Source organism: Neisseria sicca, assembly GCF_003044565.1.
In the GTDB taxonomy this organism is placed as follows: Bacteria; Pseudomonadota; Gammaproteobacteria; order Burkholderiales; family Neisseriaceae; genus Neisseria; species Neisseria sicca_A.
Genome location: NZ_POXG01000007.1, coordinates 50417 through 65724 on the forward strand (window position 1 = coordinate 50417; position 15308 = coordinate 65724).

General features: G+C 55.5%; 9 protein-coding genes. 4 read left to right on the plus strand and 5 right to left on the minus strand.

The window, feature by feature from the left end; all coding sequences use genetic code 11:
* Nucleotides 1–60 precede the first annotated feature (60 nt).
* The 4 genes from aspS to DBZ16_RS15220 all read left to right on the plus strand — a co-directional run bounded on the left by aspS (nucleotide 61) and on the right by DBZ16_RS15220 (nucleotide 6641).
* On the plus strand, nucleotides 61–1869 hold the full coding sequence (aspS, locus tag DBZ16_RS12125; protein WP_107814176.1) for an aspartate--tRNA ligase: 1809 nt from the start codon (nucleotides 61–63) through the stop codon (nucleotides 1867–1869).
* A 450-nt stretch (nucleotides 1870–2319) separates the two neighbouring features.
* Nucleotides 2320–3693 (plus strand): hypothetical protein, encoded by a 1374-nt coding sequence (locus DBZ16_RS12135; RefSeq protein ID WP_240600373.1) that lies wholly within the window; start codon nucleotides 2320–2322, stop codon nucleotides 3691–3693.
* 264 nt (nucleotides 3694–3957) lie between these two features.
* A complete protein-coding gene (locus DBZ16_RS12140; RefSeq protein WP_107814177.1) occupies nucleotides 3958–5433 on the plus strand; it encodes a surface lipoprotein assembly modifier in 1476 nt (491 codons plus the stop codon).
* A gap of 1004 nt (nucleotides 5434–6437) precedes the next feature.
* Nucleotides 6438–6641: a hypothetical protein gene (locus DBZ16_RS15220; RefSeq protein ID WP_159070330.1), complete on the plus strand. Its 204-nt coding sequence runs from the start codon at nucleotides 6438–6440 to the stop codon at nucleotides 6639–6641.
* A 150-nt stretch (nucleotides 6642–6791) separates the two neighbouring features.
* On the opposite strand, the gene DBZ16_RS12150 is transcribed toward DBZ16_RS15220, so the two are convergent.
* The 5 genes from DBZ16_RS12150 to prpB all read right to left on the minus strand — a co-directional run bounded on the left by DBZ16_RS12150 (nucleotide 6792) and on the right by prpB (nucleotide 14670).
* Complete coding sequence (locus tag DBZ16_RS12150) at nucleotides 6792–8003, minus strand: acetate kinase (RefSeq protein WP_107814179.1); 1212 nt, start codon at nucleotides 8001–8003, stop codon at nucleotides 6792–6794.
* Nucleotides 8004–8330: 327 nt separating this feature from the next.
* Nucleotides 8331–9500 (minus strand): 2-methylaconitate cis-trans isomerase PrpF, encoded by a 1170-nt coding sequence (gene prpF, locus DBZ16_RS12160; RefSeq protein WP_107814180.1) that lies wholly within the window; start codon nucleotides 9498–9500, stop codon nucleotides 8331–8333.
* 41 nt (nucleotides 9501–9541) lie between these two features.
* Entirely contained in the window at nucleotides 9542–12151 is a 2610-nt protein-coding gene (gene acnD, locus DBZ16_RS12165; protein WP_107814181.1) for a Fe/S-dependent 2-methylisocitrate dehydratase AcnD, read from the minus strand.
* A 405-nt stretch (nucleotides 12152–12556) separates the two neighbouring features.
* A complete protein-coding gene (prpC, locus tag DBZ16_RS12170; protein ID WP_107814182.1) occupies nucleotides 12557–13711 on the minus strand; it encodes a bifunctional 2-methylcitrate synthase/citrate synthase in 1155 nt (384 codons plus the stop codon).
* Nucleotides 13712–13794: 83 nt separating this feature from the next.
* Nucleotides 13795–14670, minus strand: coding sequence for a methylisocitrate lyase (gene prpB / locus DBZ16_RS12175; protein ID WP_003744088.1), 876 nt, complete (start codon nucleotides 14668–14670; stop codon nucleotides 13795–13797).
* Between the last annotated feature and the right edge of the window lie 638 nt (nucleotides 14671–15308).

Genomic DNA, 15308 nt, shown 5'->3' on the forward strand with positions numbered 1-15308 from the left:
TCTTTTTTTCAGACGACCTTTTCCTTCTTTTCAAATTGAACAATATAAAAAGGTGATTTTATGCGTACCAACTATTGCGGCCTGATCAGCGAGCAATACTTAGACCAAACCGTAACCGTCAAAGGCTGGGTACACCGCCGGCGCGACCACGGCGGTGTGATTTTTATCGACCTGCGCGACCGCGAAGGCATCGTCCAAGTCGTGATTGACCCCGACACGCCCGAAGCGTTTGCCACTGCCGATTCCGCCCGCAACGAATACGTTTTGAGCATTACCGGCCGCGTGCGCAACCGTCCGGAAGGCACGACCAACGACAAAATGATTTCCGGAAAAATCGAAATCCTTGCCAAAGAAATCGAAGTCTTGAACGCCGCTGCGACGCCGCCGTTCCAAATTGACGACGAAAACATCAGCGAAAACGTGCGCCTGACCAACCGCGTTATCGACCTGCGCCGTCCGGTAATGCAGCGCAACCTGCGCCTGCGTTATCAAGTCGCTATGGGCGTTCGCCGTTATCTGGATGCGCAAGGTTTCATCGACATCGAAACGCCGATGCTGACCCGCTCCACGCCTGAAGGCGCGCGCGACTACCTCGTGCCGAGCCGTGTTCATCCGGGCGAGTTTTTCGCACTGCCGCAATCGCCGCAATTGTTCAAACAACTGTTGATGGTGGCGGGTTTCGACCGTTACTACCAAATCACCAAGTGCTTCCGCGACGAAGACTTACGCGCCGACCGCCAGCCCGAATTCACCCAAATCGACTTGGAAACCTCGTTCTTGAACGAGGATGAAATTATGGACATCACCGAAGGCATGGCAAAACAAGTCTTCCAAGACGCGCTGGGCGTGGACTTGGGCGATTTCCCGCGTATGCCTTACTCCGAAGCCATGTTCTACTACGGCTCCGACAAACCCGATATGCGTATCAACCTGAAATTCACCGAGCTGACCGACCTGATGAAAACGGAAGAATTCAAAGTCTTCCGTGGCGCAGCCGACATGAAGGGCGGCCGCGTGGTTGCCTTGCGCGTACCGAACGGCGCGAAATTCAGCCGCAAAGAAATCGACGAATACACCAAATTTGTCGGCATCTACGGCGCGAAAGGTTTGGCGTACATCAAAGTGAACGATGTCAGCAACCTTTCCAACGGCGAAGATAGCGGCCTGCAATCTCCAATCGTGAAATTCCTGTCTGAAAACGCCCTGAAAGAAATCATCGAGCGTACCGGCGCGCAAAACGGCGACATCATCTTCTTCGGCGCAGACAAAGCCAAAGTCGTGAACGAAGCCATCGGCGCGCTGCGTATCAAAGTCGGTTTGGAACACGGCGCGGAAAACGGCTACTTCGTGGACGAATGGAAACCTTTGTGGGTCGTCGATTTCCCGATGTTCGAATACGACGAAGACGGCGACCGCTGGGCAGCCATGCACCATCCGTTTACCTCGCCCAAGCCCGGTCATGAAGACCTGATGGCGTCCGATCCTGAAAACTGCCTGGCACGCGCCTACGATATGGTGTTGAACGGTTGGGAAATCGGCGGCGGTTCCATCCGTATCCACCGTGCCGACGTACAGGAAAAAGTGTTCGCCGCTCTGAAAATCAGCCCCGAAGAGCAACAAGAAAAATTCGGCTTCCTCTTGGACAACCTGAAATTCGGCGCGCCTCCGCACGGCGGTTTGGCATTCGGTCTCGACCGTCTGGTGACGCTGATGACCGGCGCCGAATCCATCCGCGACGTGATTGCCTTCCCGAAAACCCAACGCGCCCAATGTCTGCTGACCAACGCGCCAAATGCGGTGGACGACAAACAACTGCGCGAATTGAGCTTGCGCCTGCGTCAAAAAGCGACTGAAAATAAAGAAGCGTAATTTTTAAAAGCAGGTGGGCAACACCTGACAGTCAAAAGGTCGTCTGAAACCTATTACAGGGGTTTCAGACGACCTTTTTTATATAGTGGATTAAATTTAAATCAGAACAAGGCGACGAAGCCGCAGACAGTACAAATAGTACGGCAAGGCGAGGCAACGCAGTACTGGTTTAAATTTAATCCACTATAACAGATGTGACAAATGTCAGGAGGCGGGCATTTTCTATTTTAATCCTTCGGCATTCATCACATAATGGGTAAATCCGTCTATTAACTTTAGCCTATTTGAGTAATATCAGCTTATCTTCATAATCCCACGGTAATTTTTTTACATTTCCTTTTTGTCATGCTATTCTCGCCTCCCCTGTATGTATCAGCTTGTTTAATCAAGAAGTTTATTGTTGCAGGCATACAGATAATATCTTAATTAATTATTGATAAGAGTATAGCTATGAAAAAAATAACTTCCTCCATTCTAAAAACCTGTTTTGCAGCGACGGCGGTTATCGCGGCGCATTCCGCGTTTGCATATGACGCTTCCCGCCCTACCTCCGCACCTACACGCAGCACTTTGGACAACCACAATTTCCCCTATTCCATGCCGATTAATCCTAACGCAGCGCGTGACGGCAAACCTTATCTGACTGCACACAGCAACGTGATGACACTGGCGGGCGCCACCCTACCTCCTGCACGTCCGGCCAAACCGACTGCGCCTCCTCCACAACGTGCGCCATTGGCTAACCAAGATTTCCCTTACTCCATGCCAATCAACCCCAACGCAGCCAATGACGGCAAACCTTATTTGAAAGCACACGACGACGTGATGACGCTGGCGGGTGCGACCCTGCCTCCTGCACGTCCAGTCAAACCGACTGCGCCTCCTCCATCCAAACCTGTCGGCAACAATGGCGACTTTCCTTACTCCATGCCAATCGGCGGCAATGTTTCGATACCGGACAGTGGTGTGATGAGCACAGCTTCCCAACCTCCTGCCCGCCCTATCGGCAAACCGATTGCGCCTCCTCCGTCTAAACCCGTCGTCAACAATGGTAACTTCCCTTACTCTGAGCCAATTTATGGCAAACGTACTTCGACAACACCTTACAGCGTCATGACCACAGCCGACGTACCTCCTGCCTACAATCCAAATAACGCAGTGGCAAAACCTCAATATACAGTCAAAAACTCCGTCCGCGTTGCTGATGCCGACAACCTGAAAAACAAAGAAATCCTGTTTGTTATCGACAGAATCGAAGGCAAGGGCGAGCGTGTCATCCGCGAACGCCGCATTAATCAGATCGAGCTGTTCAGCCTGAACACTGAAGACGGCAAAGGAAAAGGCTTGCTGACCATCGGCAAAATTCCGACTGCTTCGGGCAATGTGTTCTTCGGCGAATGGGCGCCTGCTTCAGAAGCCGCCGCTACTGCGCATGTCAAAGGCAACGCGCATCCTGCTTGGTTCTATGGCAAAAACCCGACTGGCAGCACCAAAGGCTTGGCAACTGCGACTTACAACGTAGTCGGTGTCAACGGTCATAAAGCCGGCGAACGCGATATCTATACCGGTACCGTCAAAGCCTATTTCGGTTCAGGCGACAGCGGCAGCATGACCGGCAAACTGGCGCGCCATACCGACACTCTGGACTTTGCCGGCGTGAAAATCGACAACCGCAACGGTACTTTCGCCTCTGACGCCGCCCGCAACCACGAAGGCATCAAAGGTCAGTTCTACGGTCAAAATGCCGCCGCATTGGTGGGTACTGCGACCCGTGGTACGGAAAGCCGCGCCGATGACATCTCCTTCGGCGGTATAAAACAATAAACCGACGATGGGACCATAACGGGGAAGGCGCGGATTGCCGTGCTTTCCCCGTTTTATGGCAAGTTGCGGACGAATTTCCGCAGTTTCCGTTTTCAGACGACCTTTTGTGCTCGTCTCTATCTAAAAGGGTCGTCTGAAAACAGAAACAGATTAAAAACAAAGCAATATTGAACATTGCATCTTTTCAGACGACCTATTCCGCCTCGCTACAAACCCACCTCGTCTGAAAATTGCTTACCACACACCCAGCCCGAAAGAATACGAATGAACAAATTCTGCGCCCTCCTGCTCACCCTGCTGCCCCTGTCCGCCCACGCAGACAGCGACGACCTGCGCCGCCTGTCCGAAGAAAACGGACGCGTGCAGCAGCAATATCGGGAAAGCGGCTGGCTGGACGGCGGCACACCCGCAGGCGACATCGAAAACGACGACGCATACATCCGCATCGGCGGTCAAATTTACACCGTTGGCAACAATACCGAAGAGCTGGAAAGCGCGATTTACCATGCCATTAACGAACATCAATGGAAAAAGGCAGAACGCTTCGCCACACGTTACGCCGCCCTGCCCGACCATAATCCCGCCCTGCCCAAATTGGTGCTCGGCTTGAAACAACGCGCCGAAGGACGCCTCGCCGAAGCCTTGCGAAACCTGCAATCGGCAGAATCGCTCGACCCCGACAACCCGCGCATCCTGCTCGAAACCGCGCGCCTTTATACCGAAGACAACCAAAACCGCGAAGCCCAAAGCGCATTCGTCCGCGCCCAATCCACCGACATTCCCGAAGAAACCCGCGCCCTTATCGGACAATATCTCAGCGAAATCGACAAACGCAGCCGCTGGCACGGACAAATCGGCATTGCTTACGGCTACAACAGCAACATCAACCAATCCGACGGCTCCGTCCGCTGCATCCTGCCGCTTGACGGCCAATGCCTCGCCTACCAAAACCTGCCCGCCCCCATCAGCTCCCCCGCATGGAATTACAGCATAAGCGCAGGTAAAATCACCCCCGTCAAAGGACACCACAGCCTCAAAACCAACCTCCTCGCCTACGGCACACACTACCGCCGCAAAGACACAGACGCCGCCCTGTCCGACTACGGCAGCCAAACAGGCACACTGTCTGCCGGCTACGAATACGCCGACGCACAAAGCCGCCTCTCACTGATGCCCGTTTACGAACACGAACGGCGCAACCGCCACACCTACTACAACGCCTACGGCGCCGAAGCATCGTGGACGCATGCCATCAACCCCAAATGGCAGATCAACGCCGACTGGTCGGGCAAACGCTACCGCCACAGCGGCACCGCCAAAACCTACGCCGCCGACTACACCGAATACCGCACAGGCTTGGGCGCAGAATACGCCCTAACCACCAAAACCGGCTTGTTCGCAGGCTCGGACTACACCCGCCGCACATACAACGGCGGCACATCCGACCACCGCGAATACACCCTCCGCACAGGCTTATACACCCTGTTTGACAACGGCACCTACCTCAACGCCCTCGTCATGAAACGGCGCAACCTCTACGACCACGCAGGCATCGCCGCAGACGGACAAAGACGCAGCGACCGCCAAACCGTCTGGCTCGCCGCCGCAGGCTTCAGACAATGGCACATCGGCGGCTTCTACCCCGAACTGCGCTTCAAACACACCACCGTCAAAAGCAATTCCGTTTTCTACCGCTACCGCCAAAACGAAATCATGCTGGGCGTGAAGAAACAGTTTTAAAACGCTTTTGCCGAATGGACAAACACATGAACAAGGTCGTCTGAAAATAAAAGTTTTAGATTTCAGACGACCTCGTTTAATAGGTTCAAATGGCAGCCAACACCCTACCCGCCGCAATCTCCATCCACTCCTTTCTCCTCCCCTGCGACCTACCCCCTCTCCCATCGGAGGGAGAGGGTTGGGGAGAGGGTGACTCTATGGGCTGCACGAATTTGATTTTTCCCAAACAAAAAAGCCACCCCCATCCTAGCCTTCCCCCGCCGGACGGGGGAAGGAACAAGGTTGCTGTTGCGGCGAAAAGTCGTCTGAAACCAAAATCTTGTTTTCAGACGACCTTTTTAACCGGCTCTAACCAGTAAACACCTTACCTACTGCTGCAACCTGCCCCCTCTCCCGTTGGCGGGCGAGGGTTGGGGAGAGGGCGGCTCTATGGTCTGCACGAATTTGATTTCTCCAAGTCACAAAGCCACCCCCATCCTAACCTTCCCCCGCCGGATGGGGGAATGAACAGTGTTACTGATGTGGCGAAAGGTCGTCTGAAAACAAGATTTTGTTTTCAGACGACCTTTTTAATCGGTTCTAAACAGTAAATACCTTACCTACCGCCATTCTCCCCAATATTACCTTACCATCTGCTGCAACCTCCCCCCCTCTCCCGTCGGCGGGAGAGGGTTGGGGAGAGGGTGGCTCTACGGGCAGCTCGACTTTGATTTTTCCTCAGAAACACAAAGCCACCCCCATCCTAGCCTTCCCCCGCCAGACGGGGGAAGGGACAAGATTGCTGTTGCAGCGGGAGGTCGTCTGAAAATTGGGATTTATGAATTTCAGACGACCTCATCATTCGTCATCAGATCACACCAAACGCCACCACAGCCTTCATTCCCGCGCAGGCGGGAATCCATTTTTAGGATTAGGTTTGTTTGAATAGTTCTTAAGATTTTTGTTGCTAGATTTCTGTTATTGAAAATTAGATTCCCACCGTAGCTGTCCTCGCGGAGACAGGAATGTCGGCAGTCAGACAAGAATTTATGCCGCGCCCTGCAACCTGCCCCCTCTCCCGTCTGGCGGGAGAGGGCTGGGGAGAGGGTGGCTCTACGAACCACACTACTTTGATTTTTCCTCAGAAACACAAAGCCACCCCTATCCTAACCTTCCACCGCCGGACGGGGGAAAGGACAAGGTTGCTGTTGTGGCGAGAGGTCGTCTGAAAATAAAAGTTTTAGATTTCAGACGACCTCATCATTCATCATCAGACCACGCCAAACGCCGTCGTCGTCATTCCCACAAAATAAGAAGTCGTCTGAAACCCATCTTTCAGACGACCTCTTTTCTCTTTCAAAAACGCTCTGCCCTAACCTCTAGCCTGCTTCTTGCAAAAAGCCTGCCAGTTCGGCGGTGTCGAGTGCGATCATCAGTTCTTCGTTAGTCGGTACGACCAAAACGGCGGGATTGGAACCTGTCGGGCTGATGATGCCTGAGTTGCCGTAGCGTTTTTCCATATTGGCTTTGGTGTCGATGTGCAGACCCAAATAGTCGAGGTAGGCGACGGTTTTGGCGCGAATGTTGCGGGAGTTTTCGCCGATGCCGCCGGTGAAGACAAGGGCGTCTATGCCGCCGCAGGCAACCGACATTGAGGCGATGTATTTGGCGAGGCGGTAGGTCATGACTTCGAGGGCGAGGCGTGCGCCTTCGTGACCTTCGTCGGCGGCGATTTCGAGGGTACGGCAGTCGTTGGAGAGTTCGGAGATGCCGAGCAATCCTGATTTTTTGTTCAGCATTTCATCGACTTGCTCGATGTTCATGCCGGCGTGGGCGGTCAGGTAGCTGTACACGCCGGGGTCGATGTCGCCGCAGCGTGTACCCATGACGAGGCCTTCGATGGGTGTGAAGCCCATGCTGGTATCGACGGATTTGCCGTTTCGGATGGCGGTGATGGACGCGCCGTTGCCGAGGTGGGCGACGATCATTCGCAGGTCTTCCAGCGGTTTGCCTAAAATCCGCGCGGCTTCGGGGGCGACGTAGCGCATACTGGTGCCGTGGAAGCCGTAGCGGCGGAAGGCGTATTTTTTGCGCAATTCGCGCGGCACGGCGTAGGTGTAGGCGCGTTCGGGCATGGTTTGGTGGAACGAGGTGTCCATCACGCCGACGTTGGGCAGGCCGGGGAAGTGTTCCTGCGCGGCGAGGATGCCGCTGATGTTGGCGGGGTTGTGCAGCGGGGCGAGCGGGATGCAGGCTTTCAGTTCGTCAAGGACGTCTTGGTCGATGAGGACGGACTCGTGATATTTTTCGCCGCCGTGGGCGATGCGGTGGCCGATGGCTTTGATGCGGTCGTGCAGGCCGTGTTTTTCCAGTTCGTTCAACAGCATACCCACCGCGCCGGCGTGGCAGTTGCGGCCGGTCAGGGGAACTTGGCGTTTGTTGCCGTCTTTGCTGAAGGTGATGACGGCTTCGGGCGTGGTCAGGCGTTCGCCGAGGCAGCTTAGGACGACGCTGCCGCTTTTGCGGTCGATAACGGCGCCTTTGAGCGAGGAACTGCCGCAGTTCAGGACGAGGATGAGTTGGTCGGACATGATGATTCTCCTTGTAGTTTGTGGTTGTTTTTTTGGTGTGGGGTCGTCTGAAAAAGGATGGGCGTCGGGCGGGGTGCGTTTCAGACGACCTCTTTGGGCAAAGTGTATGCCGCATTTTCTATCGTCATTCCGTCCCCGCCTACGCGAGGACAGGCTGTGGCGGGAATGACGGCGATACGGGAAGCTGTCTTTTATCGAAGTTTCCGTATTTTTCCTTGTGGTTTGCCGCCCTCTACCACAGGGTAAGGGAATGGTCAGTGATTTGATGCCTCCTTGTTTTTCAGACGACCTTTTTATGGCTCGCGGGCAAACCCACGCTGTGTCGATTTAAAAACAATCCTCAGGCACCCTGACCCGCCCTTCCATAATCACGCGCGCGCTGCGGCTCATGACGGCTTTTTTCACTGCCCAAATACCGTCCGAACACTCTGCCGCCGCACCGACGCGCAATGTGCCGGAAGGATGGCCGAAGCGCACTTCGTTGCGCGTTCCGCCGCCTGCGGCGAGGTTGACCAGCGTGCCGGGGACGGCGGCGGCGGCGGCGATGGCGACCGAGGCAGTGCCCATCATCGCGTGGTGCAGTTTGCCCATGCTCAGGGCGCGTACCAGCAAATCGATGTCGGCGGCGTTCACGGTTTTGCCGCCGGAGGCAGTGTAATCGGCGGCGGGCGCGACAAAGGCGACTTTCGGCGTGTGCGCGCGGGCGGCGGCTTCGGAAACGTCGTTAATCAAGCCCATTTTCAGCGCACCGTAAGCGCGGATTTTTTCAAATTTTTCCAGCGCTGCAGCATCGTTGTTGATGTCGTCCTGCAACTCTTTGCCCGTGTAGCCCAAATCAGCGGCGTTCAGGAAAACGGTCGGAATACCCGCGTTGATAAGCGTGGCTTTCAGACGACCTATGTCCGGAACGTCCAGCTCGTCCACCAAGTTGCCGGTCGGGAACATACTGCCTTCGCCGTCGGCGGGGTCGAGGAATTCGATTTGCACTTCGGCGGCGGGAAAGGTAACGCCGTCCAGCTCGAAATCACCCGTTTCCAAAACTTCGCCGTTTTGCATCGGAACATGGGCAATGATGGTTTTGCCGATGTTTTTCTGCCAGATTTTCACCGTGCAGATGCCGTCTGAAGGAATCTTGCCTTTATCGACCAAGCCCTGCTCAATGGCGAACGCGCCCACGGCGGCGGTGAGGTTGCCGCAGTTGCCGCTCCAATCGACGAAAGGCTTGTCGATGGAAACTTGCCCGAAAAGGTAGTCGACGTCGTGGTCGGCGCGTTCGGACTTGTCCAAAATCACCGCCTTGCTGGTGGACGAGCTGGCGTTGCCCAAACCGTCTATCTGCTTGCCGTAAGGGTCGGGGCTGCCGAGTACGCGCAACAGGATTTTGTCGCGCGCGCTGCCCGCTTCCCGCGCCGCCTCGGGCAGGTCGGAGCGTTTGAAAAACACGCCTTTTGATGTGCCGCCTCGGTAGTAAACGGCGGGGATTTTGATTTGCGGCATTCTGTTTCTCCTTGTTTTTGATTTGGGTTTTCAGACGACCTCTACGCCGCGTTCCCTTCCAAAAAATCCTGTGCAAACCGTTGCAGCACGCCGCCGGCTTCGTACACCAGCACTTCCTCTGCGGTATCGAGGCGACAGGTAACGGGGACTTCGACGGTCTCGCCGTTTTTGCGGTGAATGACGAGGGTCAGGTCGCCGCGTGGTTTGCGTTCGCCGACCACGTCGTAGGTTTCCGTGCCGTCCAGTTGCAGGGTGTGGCGGTTGGTGCCGGCTTTGAATTGCAGCGGCAAGACACCCATGCCGATGAGGTTGGTGCGATGGATGCGCTCGAAGCCTTCGGCGGCGATGGCTTCTACGCCCGCGAGCCGCACGCCCTTCGCCGCCCAGTCGCGGCTGGAACCTTGGCCGTAGTCCGCGCCGGCGATGATGATGAGCGGCTGTTTGCGGTTCATATAGGTTTCGATGGCTTCCCACATGCGCATGGTTTCGCCTTCGGGTTCGACGCGGGCGAGCGAGCCTTGGCGCACGCTGCCGTCTTCGTTTTTCACCATTTCGTTAAACAATTTGGGATTGGCGAAAGTCGCGCGTTGGGCGGTGAGGTGGTCGCCGCGGTGGGTGGCGTAGGAATTGAAGTCTTCTTCGGGCAAACCCATTTTCGCCAGATATTCACCTGCCGCACTCGCCGCCAGAATCGCGTTCGAAGGCGAAATGTGGTCGGTGGTGATGTTGTCGGGCAGAATCGCCAAGGGCCGCATTCCCGTCAGGCTGCGTTCGCCTGCCAACGCACCTTCCCAATAGGGCGGACGGCGGATGTAGGTGGACATCGGACGCCAGTCGTACAGCGGACTGGGGGCTTTTTGCGCTTTGCCGGTGTCGAACATCGGTACATACACGTCGCGGAACTGCTGCGGTTTCACATATTCGGCAACGACGGCATCGATTTCTTCGTCGGTCGGCCAGATGTCTTTCAGACGGATTTCTTTGCCGTCGTCTGAAACGCCGAGTACGTCGTTTTCAATATCGAAACGGATGCTGCCCGCGACGGCGTATGCCACCACCAGCGGGGGCGAAGCGAGGAAAGCCTGTTTCGCATACGGGTGGATGCGGCCGTCGAAGTTGCGGTTGCCCGACAGTACGGCGGTGGCGTACAAATCGCGGTCTATGATTTCCTGCTGGATTTTCGGGTCGAGCGCGCCGCTCATGCCGTTGCAGGTGGTGCAGGCGAAGGCGACAATGCCGAAGCCGAGTTTTTCCATTTCGGGCAGCAGGCCTGCTTCTTTCAAATAAATTTCCGCCACTTTCGAACCGGGGGCAAACGAGGTTTTGACCCACGGTTTGCGTTTCAGCCCGAAGCGGTTGGCGTTGCGCGCCAAGAGCGCGGCGGCAACGACGTTGCGCGGGTTGGAAGTGTTGGTGCAACTGGTAATCGCGGCGATGATGACCGCGCCGTCGGGCATGAGGCCGTCTGAAGGCTCTTCGTAAGGCTTCGCCAGCCCTTTCGCCGCCAAATCGACGGTGGCAAAACGCGCGTGCGGGTTGCTCGGGCCTGCCATGTTGCGCGTTACGCTGCTCAAATCAAACTTCAACACGCGCGGATAAACGGCGGTTTCTAAGGCATCTGCCCACAGCCCTGCGGTTTTGGCGTAGGTTTCCACCAATTTCACCTGCGCGTCGTCGCGTCCGGTCAGTTTCAAATAATCAATGGTTTGCGCGTCGATGGCGAACATGGCGGCAGTCGCGCCGAACTCCGGCGTCATGTTGGAAATGGTCGCGCGGTCGCCGATGGACAGGCTTCTCGCGCCCTCGCCGAAAAATTCGACAAACGCCCCAACCACGCGCTCTTTGCGCAGAAACTCGGTCAGCGCCAACACAATATCCGTCGCCGTAATGCCCGCCTGCCGTTTGCCCGTCAACTCCACGCCGACAATATCGGGCAGGCGCATCATGGACGCGCGCCCCAGCATCACGGTTTCCGCCTCCAAACCGCCCACGCCTACGGAAATCACGCCCAGCGCATCAACGTGCGGCGTGTGCGAATCCGTGCCGACGCAGGTGTCGGGAAACGCCACGCCGTTTTTGACTTGGACGACGGGCGACATTTTTTCCAGATTGATTTGGTGCATGATGCCGTTGCCCGCCGGAATCACGTCCACATTTTCAAAAGCGGTTTTCGTCCAGTTGATAAAGTGGAAACGGTCTTCGTTGCGGCGGTCTTCGATTTCGCGGTTTTTGCGGAACGCATCGGGGTCGTAGCCGCCGCATTCCACCGCCAGCGAGTGGTCGACGATAAGCTGCGTCTGCACCACCGGATTTACTTTGGCAGGATCGCCGCCCTTCTCTGCAATCGCATCGCGCAAGCCCGCCAAATCCACCAACGCGGTCTGCCCCAAAATATCATGGCACACCACCCGCGCGGGATACCACGGGAAATCGATTTCCTGCTTGCCTTCTATCAGCTGACCCAGCCAGCTTTGCAGCGTCGGCAAATCGACTTTGTCCGCGCGGTTGACCAAGTTCTCCGCCAAAATGCGGCTCGTGTAAGGCAGCTTGTCGTAAGAGCCGGCTTGAATGTCCTCACACGCCGCACGCGCGTCGTAGTATTCCAAATCCGTACCGGGCAGCGGTTTGCGGTAACGTTGGTTGGCAGCCATGTTCAGTTCTCCTGTGGATCTATTTTTCTTGTGGTTTGAGGTTTCAGACGACGTTTTTGAAGGGGTCGTCTGAAACTTAAATATTCGGTTTTAATGGGTAACAACGATATTGCACGTCGTCTGAAATCCGGTCGGCTCGCGGGCTCTTCCCGCATTTTGGCGAAACCGTGAAAAAAGTTGCCGCGCTGCCTCCGCCATTCCCGCCGCGACCTGTCCTCGCTTAGGCGGGGGCGGGAATGACGGCAGACGTTGCGGCTGGTTTTTCAGACGACCTTCTCTCTCTCACATATTCCAACAGGCCGTCTGAAAAGCGTAACCGTAGGCGGGTTTCGGTTTTCCGCGGGCAAAGCCCACGCTACACGTCGTCTGAAATCCGATTGGCGTCTCCTACGGCTGTTGTCCGTCTCAGCGTTCCTCAATCTCCACAAACGCCAAATCTTCAGGGCCGGTGTAGTTCGCGCTCGGACGGATGATTTTGCCGTCTTTGCGCTGTTCGAGGACGTGTGCCGCCCAGCCGGTGGAGCGCGAAATCACGAAGAGCGGCGTGAACATGGCGGTCGGTACGCCGAGTTTTTGGTAGGACACGGCGGAGAACCAGTCTAAGTTCGGGAACATTTTTTTCTCTTCCCACATCACGCTCTCCAAGCGTTCGGCGATGTCGAAGAGGCGCATGTCGCCCGCTTCCCGGCTCAAACCGCGCGCCACTTCTTTAATCACGACGTTGCGCGGGTCGGAAATGGTGTAAACCGGATGGCCGAACCCGATAACGATTTCCTTGCGGGCGATGCGTTCGCGGATGTCGGCTTCGGCTTCGTCGGCGTTGCGGTAGCGTTTTTGGATGTCGTAGGCGACTTCGTTCGCGCCGCCGTGTTTCGGACCTTTGAGCGCGCCGATGGCGCCGGTGATGCAGGAATACATATCCGAACCCGTACCGGCAATCACGCGGGCGGTGAAGGTGGAGGCGTTGAACTCGTGTTCCGCATACAGAATCAGCGAAACGTGCATGGCCTTAACCTGCGATTCGGTCGGGCGTTTGCCGTGCAACAGGTGCAGGAAGTGGCCGCCGATGGTGTCTTCCTTGCTTTCGACGTCGATGCGTTTGCCGTTGTGCGAATATTGATACCAGTAGAGCAGGATGCTGCCAAGGCTGGCGATGAGTTTGTCCGCGATGTCGCGCGCTTCGCTGTCGGGGTGGCTTTCGCGTTCGGGATGAACGCAGCCGAGCATGGACACGCCGGTACGCATGACGTCCATCGGATGCGTGTGCGCAGGCAGGCTTTCCAACACCTTAATCACGCGGATAGGCAGGCCGCGCATGGATTTGAGCTTGGTTTTGTAGGCGGCGAGTTCGGATTTGTTGGGCAGGTGGCCGTGAATCAGCAGGTGGGCGACTTCTTCAAACTCGCATTTCTGCGCCAGATCGAGAATGTCGTAACCGCGGTAGCTCAAATCGTTGCCCGTGCGGCCGACCGTACACAGCGCGGTATTGCCCGCCGCCACGCCGGAAAGGGCGACGGATTTTTTCGGTTTGAAGGTCGGGGTTTCGGTGGTTGCAGTCATGGTATTTCTCCTTTGTGTTTTTATGGGATTTTGGTTTTTCAGACGACCTATTCAAGGTTGAGGGTCGTCTGAAAACGGTTTTTTTACTTCTGAAACAATTTATCCAGCTTCTGCTCGAAGTCGTGATAATTCAAATGCTCGTAAAGCTCGGCGCGGGTCTGCATGGTATCGACCACCGCCGCCTGCGTGCCGTCGCGCATAATCGCCTCATAAACATTCAGCGCGGCCTTGCTCGCGGCGCGGAACGACGAGAGCGGATACAGCACCAGCGACACGCCGTTGTCCGCCAGCTCTTGCTGCGTATAAAGCGGCGTCGCGCCGAATTCGGTAATGTTCGCCAACACGGGCACTTTCACCGCATCCGCAAATTGCCGGTACATCGCCAAATCCGTCATTGCTTCGGGGAAAATCATGTCCGCGCCCGCTTCCACGCAAGCCTGCGCACGCTCAATGGCGGCATCCAAACCTTCCACCGCCAGCGCGTCCGTCCGCGCCATAATCACAAAATTCTCATCCACACGCGCATCCACGGCGGCTTTAATGCGGTCAACCATTTCATCTTTAGAAACAATGGCTTTGTTCGGACGATGGCCGCAACGCTTCTGCGCCACCTGATCTTCGATATGCACCGCCGCCACGCCCGCACGCTCGAAGTTGCGAATCGTGCGCGCGATATTGAACGCCCCTCCCCAACCGACATCAATGTCCACCAGCAAAGGCGTATCCACATTGTCCGTAATCCGCCGCGCATCAATCAGCACATCTTCCATTGTGGTGATGCCCAAATCCGGAATCCCGCACGAACAGGCCGCCACGCCGCCGCCCGACAGATACACCGCCTTAAACCCGCTCTGCGTCGCCAGCCGCGCAAAATAAGCGTTCACACAGCCGACCACGGCAAGGGGATTCGACTCCTTCACAGCTTGGCGGAAACGGGCACCGGCAGAAAGTTGGCTCATGTTAATTCTCCTTTGTAGATTAGATTTTTTTCAGTATCGGCTCAGCGGCTCGGTTTCCACGAAACCCGAAACGAACCGTTCAAAAAGAAACAATGGTTTCAAAACCATTTTCAGACGACCTTTCAAGCCACTAACCCATCACGTCGCCTGAAAATCAAAATCAATAAAAACAATTGGTTAATAAATTCAATACATACAATTCGGCTGAAGCGGAGGTCTAAGTATTTTTTTATTATTTTAATATTCGGAAGGAAATACAGTGGGAGATACAGAAAATTTAAAACCCGAACCGACCGCAGAAATACGGGAAACCAAATTCGGGCGAAGAGCCGTCAGACCGCCGCGACTGCCCAAAAGCAGACGACGACGAATGCGGCAGGGATAGAAGACAATCTATAACAAGACGGAGAAGTTTGGTACAGATTCATGATAGGGTTCCTTTGTAGTGCGATGTAGTTTTTATTGGTAAGGGCAAATTTAAAAAATAATTTTCAGGCTGTCAAACACTTTTTCTCAAATATTTTTAAAAATTTCAATCATTAATGAACAATACTTCAGAAACAAAACCCAAAACCCTCACCTTGAAACACCTCAAATCCTTACCCGACAAAGCCTTAACCACTTCCAATCAATCAGAA

What these genes read in the sequence shown, in the direction of transcription:
- aspS (WP_107814176.1), top strand. Translation starts at nt 61, where the DNA reads ATGCGTACCAACTATTGCGGCCTGATCAGCGAGCAATACTTAGACCAA.
- DBZ16_RS12135 (WP_240600373.1), top strand. Translation starts at nt 2,320, where the DNA reads ATGAAAAAAATAACTTCCTCCATTCTAAAAACCTGTTTTGCAGCGACG.
- DBZ16_RS12140 (WP_107814177.1), top strand. Translation starts at nt 3,958, where the DNA reads ATGAACAAATTCTGCGCCCTCCTGCTCACCCTGCTGCCCCTGTCCGCC.
- DBZ16_RS15220 (WP_159070330.1), top strand. Translation starts at nt 6,438, where the DNA reads ATGTCGGCAGTCAGACAAGAATTTATGCCGCGCCCTGCAACCTGCCCC.
- DBZ16_RS12150 (WP_107814179.1), bottom strand. Translation starts at nt 8,003, where the DNA reads ATGTCCGACCAACTCATCCTCGTCCTGAACTGCGGCAGTTCCTCGCTC.
- prpF (WP_107814180.1), bottom strand. Translation starts at nt 9,500, where the DNA reads ATGCCGCAAATCAAAATCCCCGCCGTTTACTACCGAGGCGGCACATCA.
- acnD (WP_107814181.1), bottom strand. Translation starts at nt 12,151, where the DNA reads ATGGCTGCCAACCAACGTTACCGCAAACCGCTGCCCGGTACGGATTTG.
- prpC (WP_107814182.1), bottom strand. Translation starts at nt 13,711, where the DNA reads ATGACTGCAACCACCGAAACCCCGACCTTCAAACCGAAAAAATCCGTC.
- prpB (WP_003744088.1), bottom strand. Translation starts at nt 14,670, where the DNA reads ATGAGCCAACTTTCTGCCGGTGCCCGTTTCCGCCAAGCTGTGAAGGAG.